The 14,388-nt window shown below is 63.2% G+C and carries 12 protein-coding genes; 2 read left to right on the forward strand and 10 right to left on the reverse strand.

The window, feature by feature from the left end:
* Positions 1-195 precede the first annotated feature (195 nt).
* The 10 genes from N4G42_RS11885 to gyrA all read right to left on the reverse strand — a co-directional run bounded on the left by N4G42_RS11885 (position 196) and on the right by gyrA (position 12,717).
* Positions 196-657 carry a ComEA family DNA-binding protein gene (locus tag N4G42_RS11885; protein WP_260667310.1) on the reverse strand — a complete coding sequence of 154 codons (462 nt, stop codon included), beginning with the start codon at positions 655-657 and terminating at the stop codon, positions 196-198.
* 37 nt (positions 658-694) lie between these two features.
* Positions 695-1,852, reverse strand: coding sequence for a lipopolysaccharide assembly protein LapB (gene lapB, locus N4G42_RS11890; protein WP_260667311.1), 1,158 nt, complete (start codon positions 1,850-1,852; stop codon positions 695-697).
* Entirely contained in the window at positions 1,842-2,171 is a 330-nt protein-coding gene (locus tag N4G42_RS11895; protein WP_056063651.1) for a lipopolysaccharide assembly LapA domain-containing protein, read from the reverse strand. The genes lapB and N4G42_RS11895 overlap by 11 nt, the downstream gene beginning before the upstream one ends.
* A gap of 132 nt (positions 2,172-2,303) precedes the next feature.
* A complete protein-coding gene (locus tag N4G42_RS11900) occupies positions 2,304-2,651 on the reverse strand; it encodes an integration host factor subunit beta (RefSeq protein ID WP_192421921.1) in 348 nt (115 codons plus the stop codon).
* A gap of 70 nt (positions 2,652-2,721) precedes the next feature.
* Entirely contained in the window at positions 2,722-4,407 is a 1,686-nt protein-coding gene (gene rpsA / locus N4G42_RS11905; RefSeq protein WP_056063647.1) for a 30S ribosomal protein S1, read from the reverse strand.
* A gap of 195 nt (positions 4,408-4,602) precedes the next feature.
* Positions 4,603-6,645 (reverse strand): bifunctional 3-phosphoshikimate 1-carboxyvinyltransferase/cytidylate kinase, encoded by a 2,043-nt coding sequence (locus tag N4G42_RS11910; RefSeq protein ID WP_260667312.1) that lies wholly within the window; start codon positions 6,643-6,645, stop codon positions 4,603-4,605.
* Between the two features lie 143 nt (positions 6,646-6,788).
* Complete coding sequence (locus N4G42_RS11915) at positions 6,789-7,661, reverse strand: prephenate dehydrogenase (protein ID WP_260667313.1); 873 nt, start codon at positions 7,659-7,661, stop codon at positions 6,789-6,791.
* 12 nt (positions 7,662-7,673) lie between these two features.
* Positions 7,674-8,771, reverse strand: coding sequence for a prephenate dehydratase (gene pheA, locus N4G42_RS11920; RefSeq protein WP_056746355.1), 1,098 nt, complete (start codon positions 8,769-8,771; stop codon positions 7,674-7,676).
* A gap of 65 nt (positions 8,772-8,836) precedes the next feature.
* Positions 8,837-9,946 carry a 3-phosphoserine/phosphohydroxythreonine transaminase gene (gene serC / locus N4G42_RS11925; protein WP_260667314.1) on the reverse strand — a complete coding sequence of 370 codons (1,110 nt, stop codon included), beginning with the start codon at positions 9,944-9,946 and terminating at the stop codon, positions 8,837-8,839.
* Between the two features lie 95 nt (positions 9,947-10,041).
* On the reverse strand, positions 10,042-12,717 hold the full coding sequence (gene gyrA / locus N4G42_RS11930) for a DNA gyrase subunit A (protein WP_260667315.1): 2,676 nt from the start codon (positions 12,715-12,717) through the stop codon (positions 10,042-10,044).
* A 223-nt stretch (positions 12,718-12,940) separates the two neighbouring features.
* Between gyrA and ompA the strand changes: the two genes are divergently transcribed.
* Together ompA and ubiG are read left to right on the forward strand one after the other, a co-directional pair.
* Positions 12,941-13,585, forward strand: a complete 645-nt coding sequence (gene ompA, locus N4G42_RS11935) for an outer membrane protein OmpA (protein ID WP_015014428.1) — start codon at positions 12,941-12,943, stop codon at positions 13,583-13,585.
* A 91-nt stretch (positions 13,586-13,676) separates the two neighbouring features.
* The gene (gene ubiG, locus N4G42_RS11940; RefSeq protein WP_260667373.1) at positions 13,677-14,387 is read left to right on the forward strand and encodes a bifunctional 2-polyprenyl-6-hydroxyphenol methylase/3-demethylubiquinol 3-O-methyltransferase UbiG; all 711 of its coding nucleotides are present in this window, start codon (positions 13,677-13,679) and stop codon (positions 14,385-14,387) included.
* The last annotated feature ends 1 nt before the right edge of the window (position 14,388 follow it).

Raw genomic sequence — 14,388 nt, forward strand, 5'->3', positions numbered from 1 at the left:
CTTGTGTAGCCAAGCTACACGGCGCTCAGTGCGCCTGGCACTGCACGGCCTGGATGGCTTTCGCGTGGGGGAATTGAAGGGGGACACGCCCTGGGGGCAGCCCCTAAAAACCCTGCCCGCCCCTTGCTGTCGCGTATGCCCTGCCGCAAAAAAAAACAAGCCCGCGGGAGCGGGCTTGCTGCTTGTGAAGGGTGCTTAGTTTTTGCTATCGCCGGTTGCTGGGGCGGGTGCTGGCGCGGCCGGTGCCGCAGTCGCAGTGGCGGGTGGTGTGGCTGGCGTGGTTGCCGTTGCGGCCTCCTTGTCAGCGCTGCCACGGGCCTTGCGGTCTGATGCCTGAGAGCTGCTGTGCTTTTTGCTGTATTTGGCCTCTGCCTTGGCGGCGGCTGCTGCGCTGTACTTCTTGCCGTTGACGGTCAGGCCCTCTTTGGAGAAGTCGACGGCACTTTTGTTGCCCACGCCACCCACACGGCCGATGAAGTCGACCCAGTCCTTGAAGGGGGCACTCTGGCGCTCCTGGAGGATGCGGCCCGACAGGCCGGGCCCAATGCCCTTGATGCCGTCGAGTTCGGCCTCGGTGGCGGTGTTCACGTCCACGGCGGCCCAGGTGGCGGTGGCGAGCAGCGTGGCAACCAGCAGGGTCAGCAGTTTCTTCAGCATGGCAAGGGTCTTACAGCGTTGTGGATGAAGGCTTGGGTCAGAGTTCTTCGACCCGGCGTGCGGGGTAGCTGTCCCAGGTCTGGCAGCCGGGGCATTGCCAGAAATGCTGGCGCGCCTCGAAGCCACAGGCCGCGCAGCGGTAGCGGGTCAGGGGCTTGACGGCATGGTCCAGGGCACGTTGAACCTGGGGGTGGAATTCTTCGTGTTCCAGCTTTTCGGTGGCCAGCCATTTGGCAGCAGCGACCAGGGAGCGCTCCTTGTCCAGGTGCTCCACATAACGCTGGCGGGCGGATGGGCGGGTGGCCTCGTCGGCGGCTTCCATGGCCACGATGCTTTCCAGCACATCCAGCGAAGGCGCTTGCGCATAGTGGGCCTGCAGCAGGGCGTGGACTTCGGGGGTGCGGCCGGTGGCTGTTGCGGCTTCGACCATCAGCGGGGCGGCCAGGGGAAGCGCAGCGGGGTTGCGCTCGCCCAGCGACTTGAGCGTGGACAGCACGGCAGCCGGCTGACCCATCAGGCGCTGCAGGCGAGCCAGTTCGATGCGTGCGCGCGCTGCCTCGGGGGCGGCAGCCACGGCTTGGTCCAGCAGGGCCTGGGCGCCGGGCAGGTCGCCCTGCGCGATCAGCGCCAAGGCCTGCTCGCACAGGTAGTGCGCCTGCCTCGTGCTGAAGTCGCCCTGGTCGGCGGCGTGCATCTTGCGGGCAATGCTGGCGGCATGGGGCCAGTCGCGCGAACGTTCGTAGATGGCCAGCAGCGCCAGGCGGGCCTGGGCCTCGAACGGGGTGCCCTCCAGGCGCTGCAGCGCATCTTCGGCGCGGTCAAGCAGCCCGGCCTTCAGGAAGTCGAGGGCCAGCGCATGCTGGGCGCGCTCGCGGTCGGTGCGGGAGAGGTCGCCGCGCGAGAGCAGATGCTCATGCACGCGCACGGCGCGGTCGTATTCGCCCCGGCGGCGAAACAGGTTGCCCAGGGCGAAGTGCAGCTCGGAGGTGTCGGGGTCGTTCTGCACGGCCTCGATGAAGGCGTCGATGGCTTGGTCCTGCTGCTCGTTGAGCAGGAAGTTCAGGCCCTTGAAGTACGCCTTTGGGGCGCGGCGGTTTTCGGCGCGCAGCTGGCGCAGGTCAAAACGCGACGCCAGCCAGCCCAGCACAAACGCCAGGGGCAGGCCCAGCAGTATCCAGCTCAGGTCAAATTCCATGGATCGAAGGCAGGTCAGGAGGTGGTGGGGGCGCTGCCGGGGTGGCGCTGGCGGCGGGGGCCGTTACGGGCGTTGGTGCAACCACGACTGCTGCCTGGGCGCGGCGTGCAGCGTTGCGGTGGCGCCACCAGCGCGGCACCATGCCCAAGGCCCCAACGACCAGACCTGCGGCAAATGCGGTCAGCACCACCAGCACCAGCGGCGCGCGCCATTGCGTGCCAAAGAAGAAATGCACAGTCGCATCCTGCTGGTTGTTCAGCGCGAAGGCGAAGAGCGTAAAAAAAATGGCTGCCTTGAGCAGCCACAGGAGGTATTTCATCGGTCTCCCCAGTGGTGGGGCGATTCTAAGAGCTTGGCGCAGGTGGCCTGTGGATGCCTTCTCTCGGGTCAATACAAGCCAAAACGGCAGCAGGCGCTAGTGAATCATGCGCTTGATGCTATCAATTTGATATCAATTGCCCAGGGTGCCCGTTGCGGGCGGTGCCTTTTCTTCCATTTCGGCCGTGCGTTTGTCGACGGCTTCGCGCAGGGCCTTGCCCGGCTTGAAATGGGGCACACGCTTTTCGGGAATGGCCACGGCCTCGCCGCTGCGTGGATTGCGGCCCATGCGGGGAGGGCGGTGGTTGACCGAGAAGCTGCCAAAGCCCCGGATCTCGATGCGGTGCCCGCGCACCAGGGCCTCGCCCACGGCGTCCAGAATGGTCTTGACGGCGTATTCGGCATCGCGGTGGGTGAGCTGGCCGAAACGGGCGGCCAGTTCTTCGACGAGGTCTGAGCGGGTCATGGAATCTTGGGACATAGGCAGTCTTGGCTGAAAAAAGAGCGGGCGCCGAGGCGCCCGCTGTCTGACCGTTTAACGGGTCAGCGCTTTACTTTTCCGAGTTGTCCAGCTTGGCGCGCAGCAGGGCGCCCAGGCTGGTCGTGCCGGCGCTTTCGCGGCTCGATTGCTGGCTCAGGTTGGCCATGGCGCCTTGTTCGTCAGCCATGTCCTTTTGCTTGATCGACAGCTGGATGTTGCGGGTCTTGCGATCCACGTTCACCACCACGGCCGTGACTTCGTCGCCTTCCTTGAGCACGTTGCGGGCATCTTCCACGCGGTCGCGGGAGATTTCCGAAGCGCGCAGGTAGCCCACGATGTCTTCGCCGAGGTCGATTTCAGCGCCACGGGCGTCCACGGTCTTGACCTTGCCGGTCACCGTCTGGCCCTTGTCGTTCACGGTCACGAAGGTCGTGAATGGGTCGCCGTCGAGCTGCTTGATGCCCAGCGAGATGCGTTCGCGGTCCACGTCCACGGCCAGCACGATCGCTTCCACTTCCTGGCCCTTCTTGTAGTTGCGAACAGCGGCTTCGCCGGGTTCGTTCCACGACAGGTCAGACAGGTGCACCAGGCCGTCGATGCCGGCAGCCAGGCCCACGAACACGCCGAAGTCGGTGATCGACTTGATCGGACCCTTGACGCGGTCGCCGCGCTTCGTGTCCTGTGCGAATTCTTGCCATGGGTTGGCCTTGCACTGCTTCATGCCCAGGCTGATACGGCGCTTGTCTTCGTCGATTTCCAGAACCATGACTTCGACTTCGTCGCCCAGCGAAACCAGCTTGGCGGGAGCGATGTTCTTGTTGGTCCAGTCCATTTCAGACACGTGCACCAGGCCTTCGATGCCGGGTTCGAGTTCCACGAATGCGCCGTAGTCGGCAATGTTCGTGATCTTGCCGAACAGGCGGGTGCCTTGGGGGTAGCGGCGGTTCACGCCCATCCATGGGTCGTCGCCCATTTGCTTCAGACCCAGCGAGACACGGTTCTTCTCGGTGTCGAACTTGAGGATCTTGGCAGTGATTTCCTGGCCAGCGGTCACCACTTCGGAGGGGTGACGCACGCGGCGCCATGCCATGTCGGTGATGTGCAGCAGGCCATCGATGCCGCCCAGGTCCACGAACGCACCGTATTCGGTGATGTTCTTGACCACGCCTTGAACGATGGAGCCTTCCTTCAGGGTTTCCATCAGCTTGGCGCGCTCTTCGCCCATGGAGGCTTCCACCACAGCGCGGCGGCTCAGCACCACGTTGTTGCGCTTGCGGTCCAGCTTGATGACCTTGAATTCCATGGTCTTGTTTTCGTACGGCGTCAGATCCTTGATCGGACGGGTATCGATCAGCGAACCGGGCAGGAATGCGCGGATGCCGTTGACCAGAACGGTCAGACCGCCCTTGACCTTGCCGCTGGTCGTGCCAGTGACGAATTCGCCGGATTCCAGGGCCTTTTCCAGGCTCATCCAGGAAGCCAGACGCTTGGCGGTGTCGCGCGACAGGATGGTGTCGCCGTAGCCGTTTTCGATGGAGCCAATGGCCACCGACACGAAGTCACCCACTTGGACTTCGACTTCGCCCTTGTCGTTCTTGAACTCTTCCAGCGGCACGTAGGCTTCGGACTTGAGGCCAGCGTTCACAACCACGAAGTTGTGCTCAACGCGCACGACTTCAGCGGTGATGACTTCGCCTGGGCGCATTTCCGTGCGCTGCAAGGATTCTTCAAAAAGGGCGGCAAAAGATTCGGACATGTGTTTCCTTGCCACAAACAGGATTCCGGCAGCACCATTGCTACCGTTTTTATAGCTGCTTGCGGTGGTTTTTTGCGGCAGAGCCGCGGGTTAGGTTATCGATCCACACAACCTGTGCGCTGACGCGCGATGGGGGCTGCGTGGGCCTGTGGCAAGGCCTTTCGGCACTGCCTGGAGCCCGAGGGCTCCACATTGTCAGCGCTGCGCAGAAGCTGCGAAGGGCTGGCGCTCCTGCCACCAGGCCAAAACCTTTTCGACGGCTTGTTCAATCGTCAAATCGGAGTTGTCCAGGACCAGAGCGTCCTGCGCGGGCTTGAGGGGTGCAACGCTGCGGGAACTGTCCCGGGCGTCGCGCGCCTCCAAATCTGCGCGAAGGTCTTCGATACTAGCCGAAAAACCCTTAGAAATCAACTGCTTATAACGGCGTTCTGCGCGGCAGGCGGCGCTGGCAGTGAGATACACCTTCAAGGGGGCCTCGGGGAAGATCACGGTGCCCATGTCGCGGCCATCGGCCACCAGCCCCGGCAGGCGCTGGAAGCTGTGTTGCAGGTCCACCAGCGCCGTGCGCACGGCAGGCAGAGCGGACACACGGGACGCGTTCATACCGGCTTCTTCGGTGCGGATGGCCTCGGTCACGTCGTCGCTGCCCAGCCACACCTTGCCGCCCTCAAACCGCACCGGCAGAGTTTGGGCCAGGGTGGCGATACGAGCTTCGTGGTCCGCATCGATGGCGAAACCCGCCCGCAGCGCGGCGAGGGCGGTGATGCGGTACATCGCGCCGGAATCCAAAAAGCGATAGCCCAGCCGTTGCGCCACCGCCGCCGCCACCGTGCCCTTGCCCGAGGCTGTCGGGCCGTCAATACAGATCACCGGGATGTGAGAGGTTTCGACCTGGGCGACCGAGAACAGCGCCTCGAAATAGTCCGGGAACGTCTTGGCTACGCACTTGGGGTCTTCGATGCGCACCGGCAGACGCGCCGGATTGAAGGCGGCCAGCGAGAAGCACATGGCCACACGGTGGTCGTCGTAGGTGTGGATGCTGGCGGCTTTCCAGTCAGCGGACTGGGCGGGAGGCGTCACGCGGATGTAGTCCGCACCTTCCTCCACCGTGGCGCCGAGCTTGCGCAGCTCGGTGGCCATGGCGGCGATGCGGTCGGTTTCCTTCACGCGCCAGCTGGCGATGTTGGTCAGCGTGGTCGTGCCCTCGGCATACAGGGCCATCACGGCCAGCGTCATGGCCGCATCAGGGATGTGGTTGCAGTCCAGGTCAATGGCCTTGAGGGGCCAGGCGCCGCGTTCGATCTGCAGCCAGTTGGGGCCCCCGGTGATCACCGCGCCCATGGCCCGGGCCGCTTCGACAAAGCGAATATCGCCCTGGATCGAGTCCAGGCCCACGCCTTGTATCTTGATGCCGGATTTGGCATCTTTTTGGCCAGTAGCGCTAGTCGCTATTGCTCCAAGCGCTATGAAATAGCTAGCGGATGAGGCGTCTGCCTCCACATGAATACTGCCGGGCGACTGGTAGCGGCTACCCGCCGCGATGGTGAAGCGCTGCCAGTTCTGGTGCTCGACCACGATGCCAAACCGCGCCAGCAACTGCAGCGTGATGGCGATGTAGGGTTTGGAGATCAGCTCGCCCACCACCTCGATCACGATGGCCTGCTCGCCGGCCGCCAGCGGCAGCGCCATGAGCAGGGCAGTGAGGAATTGGCTGGACACGTCGCCACGTACGCGGATGGGCGCTGCCAGCGCAAGCGGGGGCACGCCCTGGCCGTGGGCGATCCTGAGTGGTGGGTAGCCGTCGTTGCCCAGGTAGTCGATCTGGCAGCCCAGCTGGCGCAGGGCATCAATCAGGTCGCCAATCGGGCGCTCGTGCATGCGTGGCACGCCGGACAGCTCGAACTCGCCGCCCAGCAGTGCCAGCGCTGCAGTGAGTGGGCGCATGGCCGTGCCCGCATTGCCCAGGAACAGCTTGGCGGGGGATTGGGGCAGGCGGCCACCCAGGCCCGTGATACGCACCGTGCTTCCAGCCTCATCCACCGTGCACCCGATCTGGCGCAGAGCGTCCAGCATCACGCGCGTGTCGTCGGACGCCAGCAGGTCGTGCACGGTGGTGGTGCCGTTGCTCAGCGCGGCCAGCAGCAGCACCCGGTTGGAGATGCTCTTCGAGCCCGGCAGGTGGACTTCGCCTGCAGCGGCTTGCAGAGGGGGCAGATCAAGGAATGCGGTGCTGTACATCGATCGATATCTTTCAGCCGGGGCCTCAAAAACTGGCGCGTCCCAGGCGAGGGCACCCGTGGAACTGGCTTGACCAAGCCACCGGGTGCGTCCCCCTTGGGGGAAGGCGCCATAGGCGACTCAGGGGGGATTACTTCCGGGGGTTACTTCCGCTTCGCGCCCATGCGCCAATGCGCACGGGTTTCGCTGGCCAGGGTCAGCATGTCTTCAAGCGCCTGGGCATTGCCTTTTTCCATGGCCTGCTCGATGTTGCGCAGGGCCTGCTGGAACAGCTTGGACTGGGAAATCAGCTCGTCCCGGTTGGACAGCAGGATGTCGCGCCACACCTTGGGGTCGCTGGCGGCAATGCGGGTGAAGTCGCGGAACCCGGGGCCTGCGAGGGACAGAAAGTCGTCACCGTGCGTCTGGCCCGTGATGCTGTTCATCATGGCAAACGCGAGCAAATGGGGCAGGTGGCTGACGGCGGCAAAGGCCGCGTCGTGCGACTCCGGCGACATGCTGGTCACGCGGCAGCCCAGCGCAGTCCAGATCTTTTCGGCGTCCTGCAGCTGGGCCGTCAGGGTGCGCTCGGTGGGAGTCAGGATCACCTGGCGCCCGCTGTACAGGTCGGCTTCGGCGTGTTCCACGCCCGACACCTCGCGCCCGGTGATGGGGTGTGCGGGCACGAAGGAGCCCACCTGGTCCCGCAGCGAACGCTGCGCGGCCTGCACCACATCGGACTTGGTCGACCCCACGTCCATGATGAGCATCTGGGGGGTGACAAGGTGCTTGATGGCCTTGAGGGTGGCCTCGGTGGCTGCCACGGGGACTGCCACTAGCACAATGTCGGCGCCCGCCACGGCCAGTAACGCGGAAGGCGCCTCGACGTCGATCACGCCCAGCTGGCGGGCGCGGTCGGTGGTGGAGGGCGACTTGCTGTAGCCCACCACGCGTTTGACCAACCCGGCCTTCTTCATGGCCAGGGCGAATGAGCCTCCCATGAGCCCACAGCCGATCAGTCCCAATTGTTCAAACATGGCGGCTGCTCCTCAGGATGACACGGGGTAAGTGCCCAGGACCTTGTAGAACGCACACAGGCTGCGCAGTTCTTCCAGCGCCCGTGCCACGTGGGGCTGGGCGGGGTGGCCGTCGAGATCGATGTAGAAGTAGTACTCCCACTGGCCCGTGCGGGCCGGGCGCGACTCAAAGCGCGTCATGGACACACCGTGCGTCTTGAGCGGCACCAGCAGGTCGTGCACGGCGCCGGGCCGGTTGGGCACCGACACCACGAGGCTGGTGCAATCCTTGCCCGAAGGAGGCGGCGTCTGCAGCGTGTGTGGCAGGCAGATGATGGCGAAGCGGGTACGGTTGTAGGCGTCGTCCTGGATGGCGTGGGAGACGATGTGCAAGCCAAACTGGGTGGCCGCACGCTCGCTGGAGAGTGCTGCCCAGGCCGGGTTGGTGGTGGCCAGTCGCGCGCCTTCGGCATTGCTGGACACCGGGCGGCGCTCGGCGTGCGGCAGGTGCTTGGACAACCAGGCCTGGCACTGCGCCAGTGCCTGCGGATGGGCCAGCACCACCTCGATGCCTTCGAGCGAGTTGCTGGTGCGCAGCAGGTTGTGGCGCACCAGCAGGCTGACCTCGCCCACCACATGCGTAGGGGTGTGCAGGAACAAGTCCAGAGAGCGGGTGACCACGCCCTCGGTGGAGTTCTCAACGCCCACCACGCCATATTGGGCACTGCCCGCCGCCGTGGCGTGGAACACCTCGTCGAAGTTGGCGCAGTACATCAGGTCGGCGGCACCGCCGAAGAATTCAATCGCGGCCTGCTCGCAGAACGTGCCCTCGGGGCCCAGCACGGCCACACGCTGGGGTGATTCGAGGGCCAGGCAGGCAGACATGATCTCGCGCCAGATCGCCGCCACGTGCGCACCCTTGAGCGGACCTGGGTTGGCGTTGGTGATCTTGTCGATGACCTGCGCCACACGGTCGGGGCGGAAGAAGGGCGTGCCTTCACGTTTCTTAACTTCACCCACCTGTTCAGCCACCAGCGCCCTCTGGTTCAGCAGCGTGAGCAGTTGTTGGTCGATGCTATCGATCTGCACGCGCAGGCTGGCGAGGTCGGGTGAGGCTTGCGGATTGTTCATGGACGGTGGGGTAGCGGTGCGTGCTCTGGGAGCCGTTTTCTGTTGCTGTCGTGTGGGGTGCGCGCTCAGGCGTGCTTTTGCTCAAATTCTCGCATGTAGTCCACCAGCGCCTGCACGCCCGCCAATGGCATGGCGTTGTAGATGCTGGCGCGCATGCCTCCCACGGACTTGTGGCCTTTGAGCTGCAGCAGCCCGCGCTCCTTGGCACCGGCCAGGAAGGCGTCGTTACGGCTTTCGTCACGCAGGAAGAACGGGACGTTCATGCGCGAGCGGCAGTTGGCCGCCACCTTGTTGACGTACAGCTGCGATTGGTCGATGGCGTTGTACAGCAGCGTGGCCTTGGCAATGTTGCGCTGCTCCATGGCGGCTACTCCGGTCAGGCTGCCTTCGGTCTGGCGCTTGAGCCACTGGAAGGTCAGCCCGGCGACGTAGATGCCCCAGGTGGGCGGCGTGTTGTACATGGACTGGTTGTCGGCCACGATTTTGTAGTCGAAGGCGCTGGGGCAGGCGGGCAGGGCATGGCCCAGCAGGTCGTCGCGCACGATCACCAACGTGAGGCCTGCGGGCCCCAGGTTCTTTTGCGCTCCGCCAAAGGCAAGACCCACGCGGCTCCAGTCCACGGGCCGCGAGGCCACGTGCGAGGAGAAATCGATCACCAGCGGCGCATCGCTGCCCAGCGCCTTGAGGTCGGGCAGCTGGTGGAACTCGGTACCGTGGATGGTTTCGTTGCTGCACAGGTGCAGGTAGCTCGCGCCCCGACTCACCGTCCACGAAGCTGGGTCCGGCACGGTGGTATAGCCCGTCTCTTCGCCCGTGGCGACGATGTTGACTTCAGACGCATATTTGCGTGCTTCCTTTTGCGCCTTCTGGCTCCAGCTGCCGGTCACCACAAAATCGACCACGCCGGCACGCGACAGGTTGAGCGGAACGATGGCGTTTTCGGCCAAGCCACCACCTTGCATGAAGAGGATCTTGAAATGCGACGGCACGGCCAGCAGCTCGCGCAGGTCGGCTTCCGCCTTTTCGTAGATGGACAGAAACTCCTTGCCGCGGTGGCTCATTTCCATCACGCCCATGCCGCTGCCGTGCCAGTCCAGCATCTCGGCAGCGGCTTGTTGCAGGACTTCGGAGGGGATGGCGGCGGGGCCTGCGGAGAAGTTGTAAGGGCGTGTCATGTTAGGGGCTAAAAATGCATCAGGCGCTTATTCAATAAGCGCCTGATGCTTCGCTTTTGATAGCGTTAGCGGGGCGTCTTCACGCCCTGCGGTGGTCAGGCGTCGGGGGCTTCAGGTGCGGAGGACGTGCCACCGTCCGGGCTTGCATCCCCATCAGCTTCTGCATCCGTCACATTGGCGTCGTTCTCAACAATGCGCTGCAAGCCACTGAGCTTGGAGCCTTCGTCCAGTGCGATCAACGTCACGCCCTGCGTGGCACGGCCCAGTTCGCGGATCTCGCTCACGCGGGTGCGCACCAGCACGCCCTTGTCGGTGATCAGCATGATCTCGTCGTCCGCGTGCACCAGCGTGGCGGCAACGACCTTGCCGTTGCGCTCGCTCTGCTGGATGGCGATCATGCCCTTGGTGCCACGGCCATGGCGGGTGTACTCGACGATGCTGGTGCGCTTGCCGTAGCCGTTTTCTGTAGCAGTCAACACACTCTGCGTTTCGTCTTCGGCGACCAGCATGGCGATCACGCTCTGTCCTTCTTCCAGCATCATGCCGCGCACGCCGCGCGCCGCACGGCCCAGTGGGCGCACTCCGCCTCTGTCTTCGTGCTCGTTAAAGCGTACGGCTTTGCCACCATCGCTGAACAGCATCACATCATGCTGGCCGTCGGTGAGAGCGGCACCGATCAAGTAGTCACCGTCATCCAAGTTGACAGCGATGATGCCGCCCTTGCGCGGGTTGCTGAACTCGTCCAGTGCCGTCTTCTTCACGGTGCCCATGCTGGTGGCCATGAACACGTAGCGGTCCGCAGGGAAGCTGCGCATGTCGCCGGTGAGCGGCAGTACCACGTTGATCTTTTCGCCGTCCTGCAGCGGGAACATGTTGACGATGGGGCGTCCACGCGAGCCGCGCGAGCCTGCCGGCACTTCCCACACCTTGAGCCAATAGAGGCGGCCACGGTTGGAGAAGCACAGGATGTAGTCGTGTGTGTTGGCGATGAAGAGCTGGTCGATCCAGTCGTCTTCCTTTGTCGCTGTCGCCTGCTTGCCGCGTCCGCCACGCTTTTGGGCACGGTATTCGGACAGGGGCTGGCTCTTGATGTAGCCGGTGTGGGACAGCGTCACCACCATGTCGGTGGGGGTGATCAGGTCTTCGGTGGAGAGATCCTGTGCGCTGTATTCAACGATGGAGCGACGTGCGCCCAGCTTGTGCTGGCCGAACTCCTGCTTGATGGAGGTGAGTTCGTCGCCGATGATGACCGACACGCGCTCGGGCTTGGCCAGGATGTCCAGCAGATCCTCGATGACCGCCATGACTTCCTTGTACTCGGCGACGATCTTGTCCTGCTCCAGGCCCGTGAGGCGTTGCAGTCGCATCTGCAGGATTTCCTGGGCCTGCGTTTCCGACAACCGGTACAGGCCGTCCTGGCCCATGCCGAATTCCTTTTCCAGGCCGTCGGGGCGATAGTCGTCGGCGTTGATCACACCGCCATCGGCACGCGTGCGCGTGAGCATCTCGCGCACCAGCTTGCTGTCCCAGGGGCGGGCCATCAGCTCAGCCTTGGCCACAGGCGGCGTGGGCGCGTTGCGAATGATGGCGATGAAGTCGTCGATGTTGGCCAAGGCCACGGCCAAGCCTTCCAGCACATGGCCACGGTCGCGTGCCTTGCGCAGCTCGAACACCGTGCGGCGAGTCACCACTTCGCGGCGGTGCTGCAGGAAGACGCTGATCAGATCCTTCAGGTTGCACAGGCGGGGCTGGCCGTCAATCAGCGCCACCATGTTCATGCCGAACGTGTCCTGCAGCTGCGTCTGCTTGTACAGGTTGTTGAGCACCACCTCGGGCACTTCACCGCGCTTGAGTTCGATCACCAGGCGCATGCCGGATTTGTCCGACTCGTCCTGGATGTGGCTGATGCCTTCGATCTTCTTTTCGTGCACCAGCTCGGCCATACGCTCCTGCAGCGTCTTCTTGTTGACCTGGTAGGGCAGCTCGTCCACGATGATCGCTTGGCGCTGGCCGCGGTCGATGTCCTCAAAGTGGCACTTGGCACGCATCACCACCTTGCCGCGTCCGGTGCGGTAGCCATCCTTCACGCCGTTGATGCCGTAGATGATGCCGGCGGTGGGGAAGTCTGGGGCCGGGATGATTTCCATCAACTCATCGATGGTCGTCTCGGGATTGCGCAGCATGTGCAGGCACGCATCGACCACTTCGTTGAGGTTATGTGGCGGAATGTTGGTGGCCATACCCACCGCAATACCTGCCGATCCATTCACCAGCAAGTTGGGCAGCTTGCTGGGCAATACCAGCGGTTCTTTCTCACTGCCGTCGTAGTTGGGGCCGAAATCGACAGTTTCCTTGTCAATATCTCCCAGCATTTCATGGGCGATTTTGGCCAGGCGGATTTCGGTGTATCGCATGGCCGCAGCGTTGTCGCCGTCCACGGATCCGAAATTACCTTGTCCATCCACCAGCATGTGGCGCAACGAGAAGTCCTGCGCCATCCGCACAATGGTGTCGTACACCGCAGAGTCCCCGTGCGGGTGGTATTTACCGATCACGTCGCCCACGATACGAGCCGACTTTTTATAAGGCCGGTTCCAGTCGTTATTGAGCTCATGCATGGCGAAAAGAACGCGGCGGTGCACCGGCTTCAAGCCGTCACGCGCGTCGGGCAGTGCACGACCCACAATCACGCTCATCGCGTAATCGAGGTAACTGCGCCGCATCTCTTCTTCGAGGCTGATCGGCAGGGTTTCTTTGGCAAACTGGGTCATTGGGACGGCGGGGGCGGCAAAGGAGAGCCATTTTAGGCGTAAGACCGTGTAGCGAAGGCGCAACATATCGAAGCAATTCAGGTTTTGTCCTACGGGCCCCGACCAGCGCGCGCAGCTTTTGCCCTGTTACGTATGGCACAATCGTTTGAACGCTTAGGGTGGTGGTCACCCTAGGCGTCCTGATTCGCAGCGCGGCTGCGGCTTTTTCCCCAAGAGGAGAACCATGAAGAAACTGAACAAAGTGGCGATGTTGTTTGCCTCTGCAGCGCTCGCAACCGCCGCTGGCGCACAAACCGTTGACAACTGGCGCGATGCTTCTGGCCAACTGGTCTGGAAGAACGGTACCAACGAATACTGCTGGCGCGATGCCAACTGGACGCCTGCTACGGCAGCTCCTGGCTGCGACGGCGCAATCGCTGCTCCCGCTCCTGCCGCTGCACCAGCTCCTGCTGCTGCTCCAGCCCCCGCTGCCGCCCCTGCACCTGCTCCCGCACCAGCTCCTGCAGTCGCCACCAAGGTGACCTACGCTGCTGACGCCTTCTTCGACTTCGACAAGTCGGTGCTCAAGCCAGAAGGCAAGGCCAAGCTGGACGACCTGGTTTCCAAGGTCAAGGGCATCAATCTGGAAGTGATCATTGCTGTGGGTCACACTGACTCTGTCGGCTCTGATGCTTACAACCAGAAGCTGTCGGTGCGTCGTTCGGAAGCCGTGAAGGCTTACTTGGTGTCCAAGGGCATCGAAAAGAACCGCGTGTACACCGAAGGCAAGGGCGAAAAGCAACCCGTGGCTGACAACAAGACCGCCGAAGGCCGTGCGAAGAACCGTCGCGTGGAAATCGAAGTGGTTGGCACCCGCGCCGCTCAGTAATCTTCGGATTGCTTCACAAAAAAAGCCCCGCTCGCGGGGCTTTTTTACGTCTGGGGCTTTTCGCACTCTCCCTTCATGGACAATCAGCGACATGATCGAAACCGTCAATGCAGATCCGGCCGAACTGGCCAAGTTTTCCGAATTGGCCCATCGTTGGTGGGACCCTGACAGTGAATTTCGTCCATTGCATCAGATCAACCCGCTGCGGCTTGACTGGATTCATGGGCTGAGTGCCTTGACCGGCAAGCGTGTGCTGGATGTGGGCTGTGGCGGGGGCATTCTTGCCGACTCCATGGCGCGCAAGGGTGCGGAAGTGCTGGGTATCGATCTGGCAACTAAAGCGCTGCGCGTGGCGCAACTGCACGCTCTGGAAGCGGGCACCCAAAACGTGCAATACCGTGAAATCAGCGCCGAAGCCATGGCCGCTGAACAGCCCGCTGGTTTTGATGTGGTGACCTGCATGGAGATGCTCGAGCATGTTCCGGATCCCGCCTCGGTGGTCCGCGCTTGCGCCACCTTGGTCAAACCCGGCGGCTGGGTGTTCTTCTCCACCATCAATCGCAATGCCAAAGCCTTCATGTTGGCCATCGTGGGTGCGGAGTACGTGCTTAACATGCTGCCGCGCGGCACCCACGAATACGCCAAGATGATCCGCCCCAGCGAGCTTGCAGGGCATTGCCGCAGTGCGGGCTTGGATGTTCTGCACACCAAGGGCCTGGAATACAACCCCCTCACGCGTCGCTATTTGCTCAGCGCCAACACCAGCGTCAATTACTTGTTTGCCGCGCGTCGCCTGGGCTGAT

Source organism: Acidovorax sp. K2F (assembly GCF_025246485.1).
Classification (GTDB): Bacteria; Pseudomonadota; Gammaproteobacteria; order Burkholderiales; family Burkholderiaceae_C; genus Acidovorax; species Acidovorax delafieldii.